General features: G+C 37.9%; 23 protein-coding genes. 14 read left to right on the top strand and 9 right to left on the bottom strand.

Annotated features, from left to right (window positions below; genetic code table 11):
- Positions 1-222: 222 nt before the first annotated feature.
- Positions 223-705, bottom strand: a complete 483-nt coding sequence (locus OC457_RS00855) for a CpxP family protein (RefSeq protein ID WP_080174340.1) — start codon at positions 703-705, stop codon at positions 223-225.
- Positions 706-906: 201 nt separating this feature from the next.
- Here OC457_RS00855 and OC457_RS00850 point away from each other — a divergent pair, with 201 nt between their 5' ends.
- The 3 genes from OC457_RS00850 (at position 907) to OC457_RS00840 (ending at position 3,528) form a co-directional block, all read left to right on the top strand.
- Positions 907-1,599, top strand: coding sequence for a response regulator (locus tag OC457_RS00850; RefSeq protein ID WP_080174339.1), 693 nt, complete (start codon positions 907-909; stop codon positions 1,597-1,599).
- Entirely contained in the window at positions 1,599-2,972 is a 1,374-nt protein-coding gene (gene cpxA, locus OC457_RS00845) for an envelope stress sensor histidine kinase CpxA (RefSeq protein ID WP_080174338.1), read from the top strand. Before OC457_RS00850 ends, cpxA begins: the two co-directional genes overlap by 1 nt.
- A gap of 91 nt (positions 2,973-3,063) precedes the next feature.
- Positions 3,064-3,528: a tRNA (cytidine(34)-2'-O)-methyltransferase gene (locus tag OC457_RS00840; RefSeq protein ID WP_065194024.1), complete on the top strand. Its 465-nt coding sequence runs from the start codon at positions 3,064-3,066 to the stop codon at positions 3,526-3,528.
- Between the two features lie 88 nt (positions 3,529-3,616).
- Here the strand turns inward: OC457_RS00840 and cysE are convergent, their stop codons facing one another.
- The 4 genes from cysE to OC457_RS00820 form a co-directional block, all read right to left on the bottom strand.
- Positions 3,617-4,453: a serine O-acetyltransferase gene (cysE, locus tag OC457_RS00835; protein WP_210436075.1), complete on the bottom strand. Its 837-nt coding sequence runs from the start codon at positions 4,451-4,453 to the stop codon at positions 3,617-3,619.
- Between the two features lie 176 nt (positions 4,454-4,629).
- A complete protein-coding gene (gene gpsA, locus OC457_RS00830; RefSeq protein WP_080174337.1) occupies positions 4,630-5,643 on the bottom strand; it encodes an NAD(P)H-dependent glycerol-3-phosphate dehydrogenase in 1,014 nt (337 codons plus the stop codon).
- Between the two features lie 18 nt (positions 5,644-5,661).
- Positions 5,662-6,132 (bottom strand): protein-export chaperone SecB, encoded by a 471-nt coding sequence (gene secB / locus OC457_RS00825; protein WP_080174336.1) that lies wholly within the window; start codon positions 6,130-6,132, stop codon positions 5,662-5,664.
- Between the two features lie 130 nt (positions 6,133-6,262).
- Positions 6,263-6,700 (bottom strand): rhodanese-like domain-containing protein, encoded by a 438-nt coding sequence (locus OC457_RS00820; protein WP_080174335.1) that lies wholly within the window; start codon positions 6,698-6,700, stop codon positions 6,263-6,265.
- A 372-nt stretch (positions 6,701-7,072) separates the two neighbouring features.
- On the opposite strand from OC457_RS00820, the gene gpmM reads away from it, so the two are divergent.
- Both gpmM and envC read left to right on the top strand, forming a co-directional pair.
- Positions 7,073-8,614, top strand: a complete 1,542-nt coding sequence (gene gpmM / locus OC457_RS00815) for a 2,3-bisphosphoglycerate-independent phosphoglycerate mutase (protein WP_080174334.1) — start codon at positions 7,073-7,075, stop codon at positions 8,612-8,614.
- An 82-nt stretch (positions 8,615-8,696) separates the two neighbouring features.
- A complete protein-coding gene (gene envC, locus OC457_RS00810) occupies positions 8,697-9,914 on the top strand; it encodes a murein hydrolase activator EnvC (protein ID WP_306341386.1) in 1,218 nt (405 codons plus the stop codon).
- Between the two features lie 62 nt (positions 9,915-9,976).
- On the opposite strand, the gene OC457_RS00805 is transcribed toward envC, so the two are convergent.
- Entirely contained in the window at positions 9,977-10,645 is a 669-nt protein-coding gene (locus tag OC457_RS00805; protein WP_080174332.1) for a TetR/AcrR family transcriptional regulator, read from the bottom strand.
- A gap of 209 nt (positions 10,646-10,854) precedes the next feature.
- On the opposite strand from OC457_RS00805, the gene lpxM reads away from it, so the two are divergent.
- From lpxM to OC457_RS00760, 9 genes are read left to right on the top strand one after another with little or no spacing between them, the layout of a single operon-like run.
- Positions 10,855-11,802: a lauroyl-Kdo(2)-lipid IV(A) myristoyltransferase gene (gene lpxM, locus OC457_RS00800; protein WP_080174331.1), complete on the top strand. Its 948-nt coding sequence runs from the start codon at positions 10,855-10,857 to the stop codon at positions 11,800-11,802.
- Positions 11,803-11,809: 7 nt separating this feature from the next.
- Positions 11,810-12,988 carry an O-antigen ligase family protein gene (locus OC457_RS00795; protein ID WP_159447850.1) on the top strand — a complete coding sequence of 393 codons (1,179 nt, stop codon included), beginning with the start codon at positions 11,810-11,812 and terminating at the stop codon, positions 12,986-12,988.
- A 5-nt stretch (positions 12,989-12,993) separates the two neighbouring features.
- Positions 12,994-13,743 (top strand): glycosyltransferase family 25 protein, encoded by a 750-nt coding sequence (locus tag OC457_RS00790; protein ID WP_080174329.1) that lies wholly within the window; start codon positions 12,994-12,996, stop codon positions 13,741-13,743.
- Between the two features lie 2 nt (positions 13,744-13,745).
- On the top strand, positions 13,746-14,828 hold the full coding sequence (locus tag OC457_RS00785; RefSeq protein WP_080174328.1) for a glycosyltransferase family 4 protein: 1,083 nt from the start codon (positions 13,746-13,748) through the stop codon (positions 14,826-14,828).
- 17 nt (positions 14,829-14,845) lie between these two features.
- On the top strand, positions 14,846-15,226 hold the full coding sequence (locus OC457_RS00780; RefSeq protein WP_080174327.1) for an HAD hydrolase family protein: 381 nt from the start codon (positions 14,846-14,848) through the stop codon (positions 15,224-15,226).
- Positions 15,217-16,806 (top strand): phosphotransferase, encoded by a 1,590-nt coding sequence (locus tag OC457_RS00775; RefSeq protein ID WP_080174326.1) that lies wholly within the window; start codon positions 15,217-15,219, stop codon positions 16,804-16,806. The genes OC457_RS00780 and OC457_RS00775 overlap by 10 nt, the downstream gene beginning before the upstream one ends.
- The gene (locus tag OC457_RS00770; RefSeq protein ID WP_080174325.1) at positions 16,803-17,534 is read left to right on the top strand and encodes a glycosyltransferase family 2 protein; all 732 of its coding nucleotides are present in this window, start codon (positions 16,803-16,805) and stop codon (positions 17,532-17,534) included. The genes OC457_RS00775 and OC457_RS00770 overlap by 4 nt, the downstream gene beginning before the upstream one ends.
- Entirely contained in the window at positions 17,527-18,492 is a 966-nt protein-coding gene (locus OC457_RS00765) for a WavE lipopolysaccharide synthesis family protein (RefSeq protein ID WP_159447849.1), read from the top strand. The genes OC457_RS00770 and OC457_RS00765 overlap by 8 nt, the downstream gene beginning before the upstream one ends.
- Positions 18,493-18,499: 7 nt before the next feature.
- Positions 18,500-19,627, top strand: coding sequence for a glycosyltransferase (locus OC457_RS00760; RefSeq protein ID WP_080174323.1), 1,128 nt, complete (start codon positions 18,500-18,502; stop codon positions 19,625-19,627).
- Positions 19,628-19,674: 47 nt separating this feature from the next.
- Here OC457_RS00760 and OC457_RS00755 read toward each other — a convergent pair whose 3' ends face one another.
- From OC457_RS00755 to OC457_RS00745, 3 genes are read right to left on the bottom strand one after another with little or no spacing between them, the layout of a single operon-like run.
- Positions 19,675-20,445 (bottom strand): glycosyltransferase family 2 protein, encoded by a 771-nt coding sequence (locus tag OC457_RS00755; RefSeq protein WP_080174322.1) that lies wholly within the window; start codon positions 20,443-20,445, stop codon positions 19,675-19,677.
- Positions 20,435-21,397, bottom strand: coding sequence for a capsular polysaccharide synthesis protein (locus OC457_RS00750; protein ID WP_159447848.1), 963 nt, complete (start codon positions 21,395-21,397; stop codon positions 20,435-20,437). The genes OC457_RS00755 and OC457_RS00750 overlap by 11 nt, the downstream gene beginning before the upstream one ends.
- A gap of 1 nt (position 21,398) precedes the next feature.
- The gene (locus OC457_RS00745; protein WP_210436074.1) at positions 21,399-22,436 is read right to left on the bottom strand and encodes a CDP-glycerol--glycerophosphate glycerophosphotransferase; all 1,038 of its coding nucleotides are present in this window, start codon (positions 22,434-22,436) and stop codon (positions 21,399-21,401) included.
- Positions 22,437-22,439: the final 3 nt, after the last annotated feature.

Here is a 22,439-nt window from a genome sequence, read left to right as displayed (position 1 = left end):
AAAAAGTGCTGGCAATAATTAATATCACGCAGTATAGCTGTTTTATAATAAAAATTAATAACAAAACCTACCATAAAAATACAATCACTGCCTTGTTCTCATACAGTTTCGAAGTGAAAATTTCTTAAAACGCACTAAATATTAAACTTAATATCAAAAACAAAAAAAGCCATAGTAATGACTATGGCTAATGGACGTCTCATAACACTTAACTCACCATTATTAATGGTGTTTTTTATTTTCTAAACGCATAAGGTATTTTTCTGATTGCTGTTGCTTTAACTCTGCATATTTTTGCTTTTGCTCTGGCGTTAAAATACTCAGCATTTTGTGGCGCTGCTCTAACATCTTAACTCGACGCTCAACCTGCTGCTGTGACATTTTTTCAGCCACAGCACGTACAGCTGACTCATCAAAATTGCTGGCTAATACTAATTTTTCAAGTTGCTGACGATCTGCTTGCATTGCTTTATGATTTTCAACGCGTTGCGCTTTATATTCACTACGGTTAGCTTGACGTAATGTTTTCATTTCTTGCTTTTGTGTCGCCGTAAGATCTAACTGACTAAAAAGCTTACCGCCATGATGGGCTTTATGCATACCCCCATTGTGATCTTGATATTCCTGACCTGCAAATGCAGACATAGAACCCAGTACTAATGGCAATGCCATCGCGATAACAATTGTTTTATTAAATATTTTCATGATTATTTCTCCAGCACTATCCTGTAATGATTCGCCATTTTATCTGGCTTGTTAGTTATCATAGCGGCTATAAAGTAAAACGCTGTCTAGCAAACGTAAACTAGCGTAAAGCTACTACAGCTTAACTTGGCGTATAGACAAAGATTAGCGATACTAAACCAACTTTATTGAGCGACCTTCCTTACATTGCAGGATATCATTATGGCAAAAATTCTCTTAGTTGATGACGATATAGAACTAACCGCTCTTCTTAAAGATATTCTCGAATTAGAAGGGTTTGATGTCGAGGAGGCCAATAATGGCATCGAAGGCTTATCTAAAATCGACAGTAGTATTGATTTGATTTTACTGGATGTGATGATGCCAAAAATGAATGGCACTGAAATGTTACGTCGTCTAAGAGAAAAGCACTCGACACCAGTGATGATGTTAACCGCCAAAGGCGATGAAATAGATCGTGTCCTTGGGCTTGAACTTGGTGCTGATGATTATTTACCAAAACCATTTAGTGATCGTGAATTATTAGCACGCATGCGGGCGGTTCTTAGACGTACTCAATCAAATACCAAAACTAAAACCAATAATAGTGAGTGTCTTGTGTATCAAGATCTGACTATTTACCCGGGTAGACAAGAAGTATTGTGCAATCAACAACTGATTGAAATGACAGGAACCGAACTGGCATTACTGAGCTACTTTGTACAGCATCCCGGTAAAATAATTGCCAAAGAAGAACTCAGCCTTGAAGTATTAGGAAAACGCTTAGCCCAATTTGATCGCGCAATTGATATGCATGTTTCCAATTTACGCAAGAAATTGCCAATACGAAATGATGGTAAACCGCTAATAAAAACCTTACGTGGTAAAGGTTATTTATTGGTTGAGGCGATGTAATGAAGATCCCTGGCTTTACTCATCTTTATGGACGTATCTTTGCTATATTCTGGACAACACTGCTGGTCGTGGTAGTAATGTTAGTACTGATGTTTCAATATGATCCTCGCTCAATACAAGCTATTCCTGACCATCACCTAAAACGACTACAATCACAAGCCACACAAGTTAATCAACGTTTAAACCAGCAGCATAGCACCCATAAGACTGATCTCATAAAGCGAGTTAAAGCTCTAACCCAACGCAGAGATAACCAGAATAATCAGCTTTATTTTACTACTGTAAATGGCGAAATTATTGCACCACAAAAACACACTAAAGCATTACGTAATTTTATTACTATTGCCGATAATCCAAATAAACCGCGACAACGACTTTATGGGCGCTGGTTAATGGCTGGCCCCTTTATTATAACCACCAACGACCAACCGCTCTTTATGTATAGCGGTCAAATATGGCGTGGGGCTCCACCCTTTTTTGTTCAAATAATGGATAAACCCTTTAAATTATTATTGGTTACCATGCTCGTCAGCACCCCATTTTTATTATGGTTAGCATGGGCGGTAACGCGCCCAGCTCGACGACTACAACAAGCAGCAGAGCGCGTTGCGCGGGGTGAATTTGAGGCAGATCCCACTTTAGAACAAGGTCCACAAGAGTTCAAACAAGCGGGTGCCAGTTTTAATCAAATGGTCGATGCTTTAAATAATATTATTAGTGGTCAACAACGATTGCTATCAGATATTTCTCATGAATTACGATCACCATTAACGCGACTTCGTATGGCGACAGCACTCGCACAGCGCAAACAAGGTCAAAGCAGTGAGTTATCTCGCATTGATACTGAAGCTGAGCGACTTGAAAAAATGATCAGTGAGTTATTAGAGTTATCACGAATGCAAGTCAATAGCCATCAGCAACAGCAAATCGTTGATGGCCATAGCCTGTGGTATGAAATGTTGGAAGATGCTCGTTTTGAAGCCGAACAACACCATAAAACATTAACCTATCATCACCTTCAAGATTGGCCGATAAAAGGTAATCCAAATTTATTAATCAGCGCATTAGAAAATGTGATTCGCAATGCGATTAAATATGGTGATAACGTCATTGAAATTAATTTCACTCAGCAACAGCAGCAATTACTGATCACAATTGATGATAATGGTGAAGGTGTACCAAGTGATGAGCTTGATGATATTTTTAGACCATTTTATCGTGTATCAACCGCGCGTGATCGTAGCAGTGGCGGTACAGGGTTAGGACTTGCAATAACAGAAAGCGCCCTTCGCCAGCATAGTGGCACTATCAAAGCGACCTCAAGCCCACTGGGTGGGTTGCGAATCAGTATCACATTACCCTTAATCCGTTAAGTGTTAGCCTTGTATATTAAAGATGATTGCTTGTTGCCGTTACGCTTGTCACAATACGGCTTCTTTTTGCACTAAATAAAGCTGAATAACTATGTTTGATATTGCGTTATATGAACCTGAAATAGCCCCTAACACTGGTAATATTATTCGTCTTAGTGCTAACTGTGGTGCTAATTTACATTTAATCGAACCATTAGGTTTTGATTTAGAAGAAAAAAAACTACGTCGTGCAGGTTTGGATTATCATGATTTGACCCATGTTTATCGTCATAAAAACTTTGAAGCTTTTATGGAAGCGATGGCTGGTCGTCGTATTTTTGCTTGTACCACTAAAACAACGAATTACCATGTTAACGCTAAGTTTGGTGAAGGTGATGTACTGTTATTTGGTCCTGAAACTCGTGGCTTACCCGCTGAATTTATTGCAAGTTTACCTTTAGAGCAACGGTTACGTATTCCGATGCAACCCGATAGCCGCAGCTTAAACCTCTCAAATGCTGTTGCTATTATTGCGTTTGAAGCATGGCGCCAATTAGATTTTAATGGTGCGATCTAATATTCTTAACCGAAAGTCACCAAAAAGGCGATCACTTGATCGCCTTTTTAATAATAGTATTAATACGTTATAAATTAATCACACTTACCTAGTCGATATGATCAAACACGTCATCATTACCATTAAACTGTTGATCCATCTCAGTAGCAGGTTTCGCTGTTTTAGGACGACCAATAATAATTGCGGGTACACCTGCCACTGTTGTATGCGGCGGAACAGGATCTAATACAACCGAGCAAGCTCCAATTTTTGCACCAACACCAACTTCAATATTGCCGAGTACTTTAGCTCCCGCACCAATCATCACTCCTTGACGAATTTTTGGATGGCGATCACCACTTTCTTTACCGGTACCACCTAATGTCACATCTTGCAAAATTGACACTTCATCTTCAATAACAGCCGTTTCACCAATCACTATTCCTGTTGCGTGGTCAAACATAATCCCACAGCCGATCTGTGCTGCTGGATGAACATCAACCTGACAAGCAACGGATATTTGATTTTGTAAATACACCGCCAACGCTTTTCGATTTTGCTTCCACAGCCAATTAGCCACTCGATACCCTTGTAGGGCATGGCAGCCTTTTAGATAAAGTAACGGAATAGAATAAGCATCAATAGCAGGATCGCGTTCAACAACCGCACGAATATCATAAGCAGCCGCTTCAACAATATGACAATCGCTAGCAAAAGCCTCTTCTATTACTTCACGTACCGCCATCGCAGGCATCGAGGGGGTGGCCAGTTTATTAGCTAAAATATAACTTAATGCTGACGCTAAATTTTCATGCTTAATAATAGTGGCATGGTAAAAACTGGCGAGCATAGGTTCTTGTTCGGCTTGCTGTCGCGCTTCCAGCTCAATCGCTAGCCATAATTGATGTTGTTGACATTTTTCCACAAGTCCCTCAGCTTCACTCATTATGTTGATCCTATTAACGCGACCATTAATTATTAATAAACAGGTAGTATTAATAGAATAACGTTGCTCAATCAAAACACTAAACGTTATTGTATTTTAGTACAGTTATAAAAAATAACGCGAGCCTAAGCTCGCGTTATTTAATAGATACCAGTTATCACCCTCAACAAGCAATATTATTCGTACTTTTTCTCACGTGCGAGTAAATCTTTTGCTGCTTCTCGAGCATCTTTACCAAGATAAAGCACTTGATAAATTTGTTCAGTAATTGGCATTTCAACTTGATGACGTTGCGCCAACAACCACACTTCTTTAGTGTTGCGATAACCTTCGACGACTTGACCAATATCCTGTTGCGCTTGCTCGACACTACAACCATGTCCAAGAGCTAAACCAAAGCGACGATTACGTGATTGGTTATCAGTACATGTCAGCACTAAATCACCTAAACCTGCCATTCCCATAAAGGTTTCAGGTTGCGCACCAAGTGCAGCACCCAAACGACACATTTCAGCTAAACCGCGAGTAATTAACGCGGTACGAGCATTGGCACCAAAACCAATACCATCTGACATTCCAGCACCAATCGCGATCACATTTTTAACCGCACCGCCAAGCTGCATGCCAATAAAATCACTATTGCTATAAACCCGGAATGTTTTATCACAATGAATTTTTTGTTGCAGATCAGCCACAAAATCAGCATCAGGTGAAGAAACAGCAATCGCAGTAGGCATACCCTCTGCCAACTCTTTCGCAAAAGTTGGTCCAGATAAAACGGCTAATGGTATTTGTTCACCCAACACCTCAACGGCAACATCTTTAAGTAGACGTCCTGTATTAGGTTCTAACCCCTTCGTTGCCCAACAGATACGAGAATCTGGACGCAAGAAAGGTTTCATTTGTGCTAATACGCCACCAAAGACATGGCTTGGTACAACCACTAATACATCGCGACTACCTTGAATGGCAGCTTGCAAGTCTGAGGTTAAAATTAACGAATCAGGAAAGCTTACTCCAGGAAGAAACGCTTCATTGGCACGATCGATTTCCAATTGCGCCATATGGTGCGGTTCATGACCCCACAAAATGACATTGGCACCATTTCTGGCTAATGCAATTGCTAATGCTGTCCCGTAAGATCCAGCCCCTAACACTGCCATCGAAATCGTATTATTAACGTTCATCATATTGGTCACTTTTAAAAATTAAGCTTCTGAATTAGCAGTATTTGCTTCAGCTTGGTTTTCTAAGTAGTTCATGAATAATGCATCAAAGTTTACTGGTGCAAGGTTCAATTGTGGGAACGTACCTTTAACCACTAGGCTAGAAATTGTTTCACGTGCATACGGGAACAAAATGTTCGGGCAGAATGCGCCAAGACAATGTGCTAGTTGTGGTGCTTCCATACCAGCAATAGTGAAGATACCACCTTGCTGCACTTCACATAAGAATGCATTCTCTTCTTCGTTCTTAACCGTGACAGTTAGACGAAGTACTACTTCATATACACCTTCAGCCAATTCACGGCTTTGAGTATCAAGATCCAATTTCACATCTGGATTCCATTCTTTTTGGAATACGTCAGGTGAATTTGGCGCTTCAAAAGACACGTCTTTTAGGAATACGCGTTGAATTTGGAAGTTTTGTTGCGCTTCGGTATTTGCTGCTTCAGCCATTTTTGGGAGTCCTTTAAAAATACTCGCTACCACGAGTTATTAATTATACTTGCAACTGTGAATACCACAGACTACATCAATTTGAATCGTCACTTCACACTCAACGAGCTGCAAAATAACGTTGAAAGCTTTATTTTTTCTTACTTGCAACAAGCGGTAAATTTGCTTCATTCCAAGCAATAAGACCGTCTTTTAAAACACTAACATTCGTAAAGCCATCTTTACTCAGTTGGTTTGCAGTCTCTTGTGCCGTTTGGCCCGTCTTACATACAACAATAATTGGGGCTGCTTTGTGTTTTTCAAGCTCTGGGGTGTTTTGACGTTGGATTTGACTTGGTAAAATGTGAACTGAGCCTACAATATGACCTTTACGGAACTCATCACGATTACGAATATCAAGGAAAACACCCTCTTCATTATTCACTAATGCTGTCGCTTCATTAATGCCAATTGTTTTATATTTAGCATTTTTCTCTTTTACCATCATGCTGATCAGTGCGATAACAATACCAATCCAAGCTAATGATAAAACAGGATTACTCGTTAAAAATTCAATATATTGATGCATTTACTTTACTCTGTTGTCATGATTCACTACAGCAAGCCATGAAATTACGGTTCAAAAAAATGAGTGTGAGTATACCTAGGTTGCTGATCTTGTAACAGCGACCTTGAGTATAAAAGCTTATTGACTGATGACCTATCAATGAAATAGAAAAAAACTGTGATCCAGAGCTTACACTTTGATGAATAAATGCTTATATTCGATGAAGGGTACAAACATACCAGCGATGATTTAGTTACATCTAACCCTACTGCTTTAATATGCTTTTGTAGTAAAATCATGCTAATTATTATCTCAATTAGCTTAGAAGGTCTTAATCCACTGAGCCGATTAAGCTAATTGATGTATTTTTATTAATTCGAAGAGGGACAGAATATGTCTGCGAAGAAACCACTTGCTCTTGTGATTTTAGATGGTTGGGGCTACCGCGAAGATAACTCAGATAACGCGATTGCAAACGCTAACACACCCGTAATGGATGCGTTAATGGCAAACAATCCTAATACACTTATCGCAGCATCTGGCCTAGAAGTAGGTCTACCTGAAGGCCAAATGGGTAACTCTGAAGTTGGCCATACTAATATCGGCGCTGGCCGTGTGGTATATCAAGATCTGACTCGTATCACTAAAGCCATTGGCGATGGTGAGTTTTTTGAAAATGAAGCGCTGGTTAATGCGATTGATAAAGCAGTAAATGCTGGTAAAGCGGTTCATATTCTAGGTCTTGTTTCTCCAGGTGGCGTACACAGCCACGAAGATCACATTGCAGCAGCAATTGAAATGGCCGCTAAACGTGGCGCTGAGAAAATTTACCTACATGCATTCCTTGATGGTCGTGATACGCCACCACGTAGCGCACAGCACTCACTTGAGCGTTTCGATGCCCTATTTGCAAAACTAGGTAAAGGTCGTACAGCATCTCTTGTCGGTCGTTACTACGCAATGGATCGTGATAACAACTGGGATCGCGTTGAAGTTGCTTACAACTTAATTACAGCAGCTAAAGCTGAATTTACCTTTGCTAATGCAACCGAAGGTCTAGCTGCCGCTTACGAGCGCAGTGAAAACGATGAGTTCGTTAAAGCAACTGAACTTCGTGCTGAAGGTCAAGAAGCTGCAATCATGGCTGATGGCGATAGCGTTATCTTCATGAACTACCGTGCTGACCGTGCGCGTGAAATCACCCGTACATTTGAGCCGAACTTCACTAGCTTTGCACGTGCACAGTTCCCTCAACTAGCTGATTTCGTAATGCTAACCCAATATGCAGCAGACATTGAGCTAACCACTGCTTTTGCACCAGCAAGCCTAGAAAACACATTGGGTGAGTGGCTATCGAAGAAAGGTAAGAAGCAGCTACGTATTTCTGAAACTGAAAAATACGCACACGTTACTTTCTTCTTTAACGGCGGTAAAGAAGACGAGTTTGAAGGCGAGTCTCGCTCACTTGTTGCATCACCAAAAGTTGCAACTTACGATCTTCAACCTGAGATGAGTTCACCAGAGCTAACTGAAAAATTAGTTGCTGCAATTAAGAGCGGTGAATTTGACGTTATTATCTGTAACTACCCTAACGGTGATATGGTTGGCCACACGGGTGTTTACGATGCAGCTGTTAAAGCGTGTGAAGCACTTGATAGCTGTATTGGTCAAGTTGTTGCTGCAATCAAAGAAATGGATGGTCAATTATTAATTACTGCCGACCATGGTAACGCAGAAATGATGGTTAACCCTGAAACCGGTGGTATCCATACTGCACACACTAATTTACCCGTACCATTAATTTACGTAGGTAATAAAAACCTCGATCTTAAGCCAAACGGTAAGCTATCTGATTTAGCACCAACAATGCTATCGCTAACAGATATCGAAATCCCTGCAGAGATGTCTGGTCAGGTGCTATACAATCTGAAATAATTATCCCATGCGGGATATTATTAATAGACACCTCAACCTAAAAATCCGCGCCAGTGCTTTATGCACTGGCGCTTTTCTATGCGTGGTATTTGCAGCCCCATGTGCAGCATCCAGTCAACAACAGCTTGATGGCGTAAAACAGGAAATATCACGCCAAAAAAATCAGCTCGATAGTAAACAGCAAAACTATGCTGTATTACAAAAACAACTAAAACAACACGAACTGGATATCGCTCAAACTGCCAATAAAATCCACCAAACCAGTGACTTGTTAGCAGGTATAACACGGTCAATTACCAAGCTTGAACAACAACAGCAGCATCTAAAGCAACAACAACAACAGCAACTTGGCGTTCTAAAAACCTTGATTAATGCGCAGTATCGTCAAGGAAATAACAGTGATATCGCCAATCTTCTCAGTGGGGAAAATACGGCAAAATTAGATCGTATGACGACCTATGCTGAATATATCAGTAAAGCACGTGCGACAGCCATTGATGCACTAGATGCAACCCAAACAGAATTACAGCTTAAAATTCATACCCTTGCTGAACAGAAAAATGAACACCAACAAACGCTCACTGAGCTTAATCAACAAAAGCAGCAGCTTGATGATCAACAACAATCGCGTCAACTAACACTCAATAAAATAAAATCTCAAATTCACACCAGTACCGAGGCATTAGCTGACCTACGCGCAGATGAACAAAATATGTTGGCAGCGATTGCAAAAGCAAAAGCACAAGCCATCGCACGCGCCAAAGCTGAAGCAGAAGCACGCGCCAAAGCTGAGGCTGAAGCTCAAGCTCGCATAGCCGCAGCTAAAGAAGCCAAAGCTAAAGCCATTGCAGAAGCGCAAGCTAAACAGCTCAATGCTCGTTATGCAAAAATGCAAGTTCCAATGGATGGTTTGGCAAGCCACAAAGGTAAACTGGTATGGCCCCTTCGTGGACCCATTATTCACAATTATGGTGCGCCATTACAACGAGAACTGCATTGGAAAGGCATGGTGATCAGCCAACCGATTGGTAGTCAAGTGAAAGCTATTTATTCAGGTAAAGTGGTCTTTGCCGATTGGCTACGCGGTTATGGTCTGATGATCGCGATTGATCATGGTAAAGGCGACATGAGTTTCTATGGTTATAACCAAACGCTACTGAAGAAAATTGGTGATTCCGTACAAGCTGGCGAGCCCATCGCCTTAGTCGGTGATAGTGGTGGTCAAGAACAGCCAGGATTGTATTTCCAGATCCGCCGTAAAGGCACACCGGTTGATCCAAGACCATGGCTAAAGCGCTAACATAGCAAATACAAAATGATACTGTGAATCTAAAAAGGTTGGTCATAAGGCCAACCTTTCTATTACAACGTACTATTTTGTTCTTGTGCTACATACTGTTGTTCTTGTTCTAAATAATACTGCTGTAAAGTCATTACTCGTTGCTGACCAAGCTCAGTTGCTAATGGTCGTACAATATTCAACATCTGCTGGACACCATGATAAATCACCGTTTGAGTAATTTTAGCACCCGGCACTTGAGTAGTTTGATAGCTGATCCACGATGAAGCGACTAATTTTAGCGTATCAGCCAGCGCTTTAAGATCGGCATCAGCTAAGGCAAGCAAACCCGTATTACGAAAATTAATCATGATTTGACTAATATTTACCTGAAGCTGAGTCTGGACCGCTAAGTACTTATTCTGTAAATCAGTATCTCGACGTAAAATATCGGGTAAATTGGCATAGAAGAATCGATAGCGCCACATTAATAAAAATACAGCATCCAAATAACGTAACAGACTCTCTTCAATTGTCTCAACTACGTCAACTGGCTCAAAACTTATCTTTAAATCAATGGCATATTGATCAAAAATACAATGAATAATTTGCTCTTTATTTCGAAAATGATAATACAAATTACCAGGACTGATCCCTAAATCGGCAGCAATATGATTGGTGGTTACATTGGGTTCACCATCTTCATTAAATAATGCCAATGCTGCATGAATAATTCGATCGCGGGTTTTCATTTTATTATCATCCTTCGCCCTTGCAGTGGATATAATGTTATCATAATTTAGTGTTTATCAGCTTAGTGAAGCAATAAAAACCATGCCTTTTATCTAACCTGATAATTAATCGTTTTCAAATTAATCATGACTTAATATTGATAACTAAAATAAATACACTTTGGCACCACACGCCAACACTATAACTTCGTGAGATAGACGTAATTTATATGACTAAAAACCATTACGATAAGCAAGCCTATAACCCTCAGTTTGAATGGTCTTTTGTGCATCCACGTTATTGGGGAACATGGCTCGCAGTGATGATTGCTTCACTATTGAGTTTACTGCCTCATGGCGCTCGACGTTCATTAGCAACAGTTTTTGCAAAGCAAGCAATTAAACTTAAAAGCGGTGCTAATCATCGCGCACGCGTCAATCTTAAAATGTGTTTTCCTGAAAAATCAGACGCCGAGCGAGAACATATTTTACTACAAAACCTGATCACTGCTGGCAGCTTTCTGTCTGGTTTTGCATCGCTATCAGTACGCAATAAAGCATGGCTTGAGCAGCATACCGTTATTCGCGGCATGGATAATCTCACCAGCCTTACTGAACAACAACAAAGTGTGATTTTATTAGTGCCGCATACATGGGCGATTGATATTCCTGCCGTATTGCTAGCATCACGCGGATTACCTGTTTCTGCGATGGCAAAAAAGCAAAAAAACCCTGTTTCAGATTGGCTGATGCATCGCCAACGGGTGCAATACGGTGGTCGTGTTTATGAACGTAGTGGTGGTATTAAACCGTTTATTAAGTCTATTCGTGAAGGCTATTTAGGTTACTACCTACCCGATGAAGATTTAGGCCCTGAACACAGCGTCTTCGTTGATTTCTTTGGCACCACTAAAGCAACAATGGCAGGCTTAGGTCGACTATCAAAATTAAGTCGCGCTAAAATTGTACCGCTATTTGCAATGTACAACAGCGAAACAGGCATGTATGAATTGGATTTTTATCCAGCTCTACCCTTCCCTGCCGAAACTGAAGAGCAAGATGCGCGAATGATGAATCAATGTATTGAACAATACGTTAATCAGCGCCCAGAACAATACATGTGGATTTTACGTTTATTGAAAACACGTCCGAATAATAATGAAACCCCTTATAATTGAGAACAACATGTTAAAAAAACATTTAATTAATGGATTAATATTATTGCCTTTTATTTGGCTATCTACGGGAATTTATTTATCAAAAGATAGCGATAAAACAATGGTTATTATGATTTTAGTATCAATCGTCACTTCATTAATGACCTTTGGAATAAAAGAGATAAAGAAAAATATCATAAATAACCGATTCATATGGCTATTATTAATAATATTCTCATATTTGCTGTTTTCGTATTTTTATCATGGAGTAAGCTCAAGAGAAATAAGAGCATTAATTGCAAGCTTATTACTATTGATAACATTTCCACACCAATTATTAAATAAAAAAACATTATTAACACTTACAGTTATTGGCTCAATCACAGGTTTAATTTTTGTTATTTATTTTTCTATCATTCTTAAATTAGGTCGAGGTGATTGGCCTTTAAATGCAATTCCTTTTAGTACAATAACAACTGTGTATTTGATTTTTTCCATTGTATTTCTTTTACATTGCAATAACTTAAAAACACAAATAATAATATCACTAATCGTATTAATTAATATCTCTTCATTAATATTATCAGAAACAAGAGGTACACTTCTTGCTGGATTTATTGCGATTATTTTTATTCTATTAAAAATATCTATCTTTAAGAAGATAAACTTAAAAATTATCATAACCTCTATTATTATTCTTAGCGGAATATTTTTAGTATTAAAGCACCCTATTGAACAACGAATAGAACAAACAGCTGTTGAATATCATAAAATTGAAGCTGGAAACCTTACATCATCTATTGGTTTAAGATTACAACTATGGGATTCTGCGCCAATGTTAATAAAAAATAACATTCTATTAGGTGTGGGTAATAATATTAAAAATGAAATAGATAATTTATATAAAAAAAGTAAAATATCTCAGTCATTATATAATTTACAACCAGCACATTTACACAATCAATATCTTGATAAAATGGTAAAAAATGGAGTTTTAGGTCTTGTTCTATTTATATCATTATTATTATTTCCTATTGTGACATCAAAAGAAACAAACACTTTATATAAACAATTGTCGTTGGGAGTTGTTATAATATTTAGTATATCATCACTAACTGATGTGCCATTTAATCATGGCCAAACATTATTTACATATCTATTATTTATAGGTGTTTTTAATATGTTTATTTTAAAAAATAAAGGCTAAATAATATGCTACCTATTTATGTAATTAATATGGCATCATCAACCATAAGAAGAGAAAATATAACTAAACAATTAAATTGTTTAAATTTAAACTTTTCTATTTTTAATGCTGTTAATGGAAAAGAATCTAAGTATCCATTATTTTCTATGTATGATGACCAATTAAGCCAAGCATACCGCGGTAAGTCTCTCAGTAAGGGGCAACTTGGTTGTTATGCTAGTCATTATTTATTATGGCAAAAATGTGTTGAATTAAATCATCCAATAATAATCTTAGAAGATGATGCGCTAATTTATCCAAAACCATTTATGGATATCGTTAATAACATTGAATTGCTAGCAAAAAAATATGAATGTATTCGTCTATTTGATAATAAAAGGCCTCACTTTTTTAAATTAAAACAGATGATCCTACCGCATACGAGTATTTATAAATTCAGTAAAGGCCACATGAGTACAACCGGATATTTACTCACTCCAAGTGGCGCTAAAAAATTATTAGAACATTCAAATAAATGGTATATGGCTGTTGATATTTACATGGATCGATTTTGGGTTAATCAATTAGAATGCTATGGCACGGTGCCAGCTTGCTTAACCAATGATCCTGTTTTTGACTCTGATATCGGTTATGGAAAACGAGCACCTCGCAGCCTCGCTTGCAAAATCAAACGTGAACTATTTAATTTAAAAGAATTAATACGTCGCGAGTCTTACAACCTTAAATTCATTCTAAAAATGACATTCAAGAGATAACAATGAAAATTCTAGTTGCTAGCTCATACAACCACGCATGGAACAGCGTTCGCCCTGAAGCGGAAATGTTTATTGAAATGGTGAAGCAAGGACATCAAGTAACAGTAGCCACTCAAGGTGATGCTGACTACGTGGCTCGTTTTCGAGATCACGGAGTTAAAGTCATTGATTGTTATCCAACCCAAAAAATATGTCCTAAAACCATACGCACGTTGCATAATGAACTTAAAACGGGTGAGTACGATATTTGCTATGGTTTTAATTCAAAAACTATTCCTAATGCAGCTTTTGCTTGTATCGGTACTCAAGCAAAAATGATCACTTACCGTGGTACAACAGGAGGATTGTATCGTCACGATCCGACTGCTTACCTCACTCATCTTCACCCTAAAGTTCAAGGTGTTATTTGTGTTTCAAATGCTGTCCGTGATGATGTTCGTCAACATATACTATGTAACGCCGATAATGTAGTAACTATTTATAAAGGCCATCAATTAGCATGGTATAACGTAGATCCTACTACTCGTGATAGCTTTAATCTTACCGATAACGACATTATAGCGGTATGTGCTGCACACGTTAGACCCAGCAAAGGCATATCGGTACTAATTGAAGCAACTCACCATATAAAGAATCCTCATTTTCATCTATTACTTATCGGTAGTGGTTTTGAACCGCATTTTGATGAAATAAAACAAAGCCCAATGGCTGAGCGCATTCATATCATCGGCCACCGTCAAGATGTTCCTTCTATTATGGCAATGGCGGATTTTCAAGTACAACCATCAATCAGTGGTGAAGGTCTACCGCGTACAATTATAGAAGCAATGGCAAATGGTACTACGTCTGTTGTTACAACAACGGGCGGTTCACCTGAATTAGTTGATGATGGTAAAACGGGGTATGTTGTTCCCGTTGGCGATGCGGCCGCATTTGCAGCAGCAATGAATAAACTGATTAATGATAAAAATAAAATCCATCAGTTTAGTATTGCGGCAAGAGAAAAATTAGATCATGAATTTAATGCCACAGAAACGGTACGTAACCATATCGCGTATTTTAACCGCATTCTTCAACAAAAATAATAAAGGCCACAATTATAATGAAAAAACTGATTGTTGATCTCGATGGTACTATTACATTAGCCAATACCAATGATTATGAAAATGTTGCTCCTAATCTAGAAGTTATTGCGCAATTACAACATTATCATAATCAAGGTTTTACTATTACTATCAGTACTGCTCGTAATATGCGAACTTACAATGGCAATGTCGGCCAAATTAATATTCACACCTTACCCATTATTACTACTTGGTTGAAGAAACATCAGGTTCCTTATGATGAAATTTTAGTGGGTAAACCTTGGTGCGGACATGAAGGATTTTATATTGACGATAAAGCTATTCGTCCGTCTGAATTTACTTCATTATCACTTGATGAAATAAATGCGTTGCTCGATAAGGAAAAAACATGTTCTTAATCATGTCAGCGGCTTACATTAGTCAAGAACTGGAATCTGAATTTGGCGCTCTTCCACCGTCGTTTTTACCGCTTGGTAATCGACGGCTTTTTCAGCATCAGGTAAAAAGTGCGCCAATAAATAAACATATTTATTTAAGTGTGCCAGAAAGCTTTTCCCCAGAGCCGTATGATTTGCAATGGTTAGCCGATCATCATGTGACATTATTGTATATTCCTGATGGTTTATCTCTTGGCGCATCATTAGTATCAGCTCTCACACTGGCTGATTACACATCCAATCAATCACTAAGTATTTTATTTGGTGACACATTACTGCCAGATTTACCAACAGATAAAAATATTATCACTATTGCCCCAGTCGAAAACAGTTATGACTGGGCAGTAATTTCTAATGATAATTCTCAATGGCTCAATACTGTTACTAACCGCGAACAACTCAATCAAACTCATGCGGTCTGTGGTTACTTTCACTTTAGTCATCCACAACAATTACTTAAGTCATTGACGATGGCACATTGGGATTTTATTGAAAGCTTAAATTTCTATCATCAAAAATGTGGCCTAACCGCTATTCCTGTTACTGATTGGCTTGATTTTGGCCATTTAAATACCTACTACCGCTCAAAAGCTAAATTCACAACTCAGCGTGCATTTAACCAACTAGAAATAAATGAAAAATGGATCACAAAATCTAGTACAAAAAAACAAAAAATACTGGCTGAAGCACTGTGGTTTAATCATATTCCAGCGCCATTACGTATTTTTTTACCTCAATTTTTAGGCTTTCAGCAACAAGCAGATCACATATCTTATCAACTCGAATACTTACACTATACTGCGCTCAATGAGTTATTTGTTTTTTCTAAATTACCGCAATTAGTATGGCAGCAAATCCTCGATAGTTGTTTTGATTTTATCAATAGTTGCCAACAACACTCTGCACTTGAGAATACGAATCAAGGTTCAAGTTTAACTGCACTCTTTGAAGAGAAAACTACTCAACGTTTAACTGAATATTGTTTAAGCCATAACCTTAATTTTCAACAACAGTGGCACTATAACGATCAATTTTCAGCATCATTTGAGCAATTACTTACCTTGAGTCAACAGTACTTGCCAACAGAAACAACTCAACCAACTGTTTTGCATGGTGACTTTTGCTTTAGCAATATTTTATATGACTTTAGAATGGGAAGGATTAAGACAATCGATCCTCGTGGTATAGATCTGAATAATGAACTCACTATCTATGGTGATACTCGCTATGATTTAGCAAAACTAAGCCATTCAATTCTAGGGTTATATGATTGGATTATTGCGGGTTACTATAAGGTTTCTATAGAACAACAACACATTTCATTTACCATTGATACACCACCGCATATTTTACCGATCCAACAATTATTTATTGGATTGATAAAAGAGCATTACCAGCTAGATGAAAATGCGTTATATGCCATGCAAATTCAATTATTTCTTTCAATGTTACCGTTACATGCGGATGATCCTACGCGTCAACAAGCATTAATGGCGAATGCATTTCGCTTATATCAATTAATTCTGGATTCAAAATCATGATTGTTATTCCAATGGCGGGGCTGAGTTCACGCTTTTTTAATGCAGGGTTTACGCAACCAAAATACATGCTAAATGCACATGGCGAAACGCTTTTTGCACATGCTATCAATAGCTTTTCGCATTATTTTGCGACGGAATCATTTTTGTTTATTGTACGAAATGTCCATAACACCGTTGCATTTGTCGAGCAAGAAATTGCTCGCTTACAGATTAAAGACGCACATATTTTTGTACTTGATAAACCGACGCGTGGTCAAGCTGAAACCGTTTATCTTGGCTTGCAATCTTTGCCCGATTATCAAGGTTCAATCACTATATTTAATATTGATACTTTTCGCCCACAATTTCGTTACCCACAAAATATTGCCGCGTGGGATGGTTATTTAGAAGTATTTAAAGGTCATGGAGATAATTGGTCTTTTGCTCTGGCTGAAAATGACACATCTTCTCGAGTTATAAAAACAACTGAAAAAGATCCTATTTCTGATTTATGCAGTACCGGCCTGTATTATTTTGCAAATTGCCAGTTATTTAATCAAGCCTATCAACAATACTTAGCCAAACCACAAACGGAATGGGCAAAAGGCGAACTGTATATTGCACCACTTTATAATGATTTGATTATTGCTAACCATGCGATTCATTATCACCTAATTGATAATAATGAAGTAATATTTTGTGGTGTCCCTGATGAGTATCAAGCGTTCTTGGAGATGTCCCATGAATAATATTTCCCAACAAATTAGTGTGGTGGTGCAAGGTCCTGTTCAAAATTACCAAGGTCGAACCCATCATGAAGAAGGAATAACTCAACGCTGTCTTGCTAGTATTCGTACTCATTTACCAGGCGCTAAAATTATTTTATCAACATGGCCCGATCAAGATTTGAGTGGCCTTGATTACGATCAGTTAATTATCAGTCCAGATCCTGGTCAAAACCAAGATGGTTTCTGTCATGTAAACTATCAACGTCAAGTATTGTCAACTCAAGCAGGGCTTAATGCGATTACGACACCTTATGCTGTTAAATTACGTAGTGATAATTTTCTGACGGGAAATCAATTTGTTGCAATCCAACAACAGTTCGCTAAAACAGAATCAGATCAGCAAATTTTCAGCGAAAAAGTTGTCATCAATTCAAATCTTTTCCGTCGCAGCTCCCATGGTCATCGTGTCATTATGAGCCCGAGTGATTTCTTTTATTATGGACGTACGGCAGATCTGAAATTAATATGGCAACAACCCGAATTTAATCAGCATGCTTTTTCACAGCAGCTCATTGAGCAGGCCCAAAAAGTAGCGGGTACACCATTTGCACTTGAAGCAGAGCAAACTTATTGTCAAATATGGTTAAAGAATATTGCGCCCGATACTACCCCATTGCTTAAACATCGATTTGATATAAATAACCATGACATTATTGTTTGGGAACGTTTTTTAGCCAGTAATATTATTATTGCAGACCCACAAACAATGGGATTAGGGCTAAGAAAAATTTCACAGCGCAAAGTAAAACGAGCGAATGAGTACAGTCATACCGATTGGCTCAAACTATATCAAAGATATTGTGATAATACGGTGACAATCAACATCGATAAAAATCAACGCCAGCTTGAGTTGAGACGTTTATTTAAATTACCCTTAAGTAAATTAGTTTTTAAGCTGAAACATCATATGTTAGGTTAAATATATTATGGAACGAATTCTTTTTGTCACACATAACTTCAAAGGTGGTGGTATTCAAAAAATCACCCTTGATACCGCTCGCTATCAAGCTCAACAAGGTAATGATGTAACATTATTAGCACTTGAAGAAGGTATGGATTTTCAATTGGATTTTTCATGTGCATATCACGTACTCCCAGTAAAAGAATTTCTTTTTAAACATCCTTTTCTTGGGCTATATTTTTTATTTTATAAGATGTTTTTGCGTAAAATATTCCCTCAAAGTGAACACTTATGGGCAGGAACTATATATAAAAAAATATTTATGGAGTATCAAAAAACACAGCAACCTTTTGATGCTATATTTATAAATGGCGCTCGTTCAATGAATAGGCTTTACAGCTTAAATTTATCTCAAGTTGTGTATAGCTTACATTTACCGCATGTATTAGCTAAAAAAAATAATATCTATTATAACTTTTTATTCAAAAAATTATTTTTAAATAAAAAGGTTTTTACTGTCTCTGATTTTATTAAAGATCCTATATTGAAGAAGTCAATGCAGTTATCTATTCCATTAAAATGTTTAGAAACAATATACAATCCATGCGATAAGAAAGACTTATTAGAAAAATCAAAAGATGAAATAAATTTTAATAGTAAATTTATTCTTGCTGTTGGTCGTTTGAGCCGTCAAAAACGATTTGATGTATTAATCGATGCTTACCACCTTGCGGATATTGATCTGCCTTTAATTATTTTAGGGGAAGGTAATCAACGTAAAGTACTTGAGAAAAAAATAGAACAGTTAAATTTAAATCAAAAAGTACTATTAAAAGGTTTTGATAACAACCCATTTAAATGGATGAACCGTTGTGAGTTTTTTGTTTTAAGCTCTGATTTGGAAGGTTTTGTTTTAGTTATAAATGAAGCTCTTGCTTGCGGTGCTCCTGTTATTGCAACTGACTGTGGGCCCGTTACCGAGATATTAACAGGAGAACTACAAAAAGGTATTGTTCCCAAACAAGACCCTATTGCCTTAGCCAATAAAATAAAGCAATTTGTCCAGACTCCAATATATCCATCTGAGGATGTTATAGATAAACTCTCTTTTAGTCATATAACCAAATTACAACTAAAATTAGCTCTACAATAACTTTATAGAGGAGAGTTTATACTCTCCTTTTTTTATTGCTTTATGCATTAACTACGATCATGTTCAAGTAACCATAAACCGACATATTTATTAAAGCTCACCTGCGCATAAGTCATCGCAACAATAAAGCCAACACTACCATCTAAAAAACCACGACGAATAATATAAATTAAAATAAAGGTCCATATTGCACGTATTAATGCTAAGCCCAGTCCGTGAGATTTTTTACCTTTACGATGGTATTTCTTTGAGCCTAACCATGCATATTGGGCGGCTTTATCTAAGCCATGCCCATAATCACGGTGAGTATAATGTAATAACAACCCACTCATAACTTCCGTAGTACCTGCACTTGGTATCACGGTTTCATGTACTTCATCTAATGTATAGTGAGCACCATCTCGCTTAAATAAGCGTAAAACTGAACGAGCACTACGTCCATATTTCAATGTCTTACCATACAGCGTCACTCCCCAAGGTAAGCGATATGCAGTGGCCGTGATCGAATCTTGAGCGAGCAATGAAACTAAGGCTTGTTGCATTTGCTCATCCAAAGCTTCATCTGCATCAATTGACAGTACCCAATCACAGCTGGCTTTATCCAATGCGCGTTGTTTTTGTTTACCAAACCCAGGCCAATCAGTCACGGTAACGTTATCGGTATAGCGTTGACAAATTGCCACGGTTTCATCAGTTGAGCCACTGTCTAATACAATAATTTCATCGGCTATATCAACGATAGATTGCAAACATAGTTCAACCCGATCCGCTTCATTCTTTGTGATTAATATAACAGATAAAGAATGCTTATTTGCCATCAACTAACTCCTTATTTTCTGTGTTTAAATTCAACATATATTGATAACGCTGTTGGTATAATGCCTGTGTTGTATATTTTTCTCGGTAAGTTTGCTTAGCAACGACACTTTCACGAAAAACACCAAAATCATCATCGAGTTCGGCATATTGATTATTTTGTAACATAATTTGTTGCCAAATCGCTTGGTGTTGCGGTTGTTTTACGGTTTCATTAAACAAATAAAACATCCAAAAATAAGGCGTACAATATTTAGTCTCAAGTAATGCGAGCAGTAAATTACCACTACCAGTAACACTTATTAAATCGGTATTTTTAGCTAATAATCTGGTTGAGGTTAGCCCTCTTATATCAAGTACTACCTGACGAGGCTTAGTTAAATAACTCAAGCTTGCCTGTAATAAATCTTGAATGATTGCATTGCCTTTATGAGCAGCCAAAAACCAAGACACTAACTGTCGATCATCAGATTGCTTCTCTCTAAAACAGAAAAATCCCGTGGTCGATATATCTAACCATGTCGTTAATGACTGTTTGCAAAAAGTAGTGGCATCAGCCCATATGCCACCAAACCGATTTAATAAATACAACCGCAATAAATCACTCTTACCTGCAGCACCAAGATCAACCGTCATCGCTTTAAATACCGCAAAAAAATCAAACCCAAGTTGAGATTGAATCGTCTTATTATCAAGTAAAATAACCTGATAATCCGGATTTTGGATAACCCAAGAGGCGTGACTCAACTTGACAACATCAGGTGCTGACTCTAAGCCTGAATCCCAAAACATCCATATAACTTTATTCTCTCCACCTACCGTTTCTGATACTGATAACGATTTCAAAGCAGATACAGCAGCATTGTTTTCTGTAGGTGTTAATACTTTTCGACGCTTAAAACGACATTTTATAATACGTAAATTTTCTTTTAATTCGCGATGCCATGACGCCATTTTATAATCCCCAATAACCAAGCTTCTTTCGCATTTTAAACTCACGTACGATATTAAGCGGTTTAGATTTAAGTTCGAGTAAGCCATTATCAAGCAATGCATTCGTTGCAGCTAAAACCCGCTCGCTTGAATACCCATCTTGATAAGGGTGAATTTGCTGACAATAGTGTTGAATATTAGCCATTAAATCCGTAGGACAAGTCAATGCCTCACTGAGCGCTGGTTCCACTTCATTAGTGGTAGTAACATTCAACAAATGGGGTAGCGGATGTTGATTATTAAAGGTAACAACGGGCTTCCCTTGTAGTAAAAACATTAACAAAATCGATGAGGTATCACATAACATAACATCAGCCGCCTGCAACACAGGGATCACGTTATCTGTTTCTACAAATGTTAAATTTGGCCCTTGCAACGCTTTATATTTTGCTACCGTTTCAGATGCCATCTTGGGGTGAAACTGCACTAACCAGCGCCATTTACCAGTAGCAACCAATGCCTTGATTGTGTCATATAAATGAGGTGCACATGTCAAATTGCGTGAAAATGTCGAACACATCAACACCGTTGGTCGAGGATCATCTATCGTACAATATGGGTTCGATTCAGGTTTGGTAAATAATGGATCAAGCATAGGCCAACCTGTTTGCTTTACTTTAAAGAAACCATATTGCTGAGCCAATTGCGCAAACCTTGCCGTGGTATCTGGCCCCTGAGTACAATATAAATCAAAGCAGCCACGAATTTCAAAATGGTCCTCTCGGCCACGACGATTTAATTTTCCAGCATTAAAACCGTGAAAAACACCAACTTTCAAACCAGGAATACAACGTGGAACAACATTTCCCGGTACAAAAACAGCATTAGGCTGCCAAGCTTTAACTTCAGCAACAGAGGTTAATCGTTGCTCATTCTCATGTAAAAAACGACCATCGACATCATCCCCCTCAAAAAACCAACACACTTGCCCACCTTGTTTTAAGATCGCTTGTTGTAAAGGTCGTAAAATAGCAAATGAATAATTTTGAGCGATATACATTAA

Source organism: Photobacterium toruni (assembly GCF_024529955.1).
Taxonomy (GTDB): Bacteria; Pseudomonadota; Gammaproteobacteria; order Enterobacterales; family Vibrionaceae; genus Photobacterium; species Photobacterium toruni.
The sequence above is the reverse complement of the archived record's forward strand: the minus strand, read 5'-3'. Positions and strand labels throughout refer to the sequence as shown.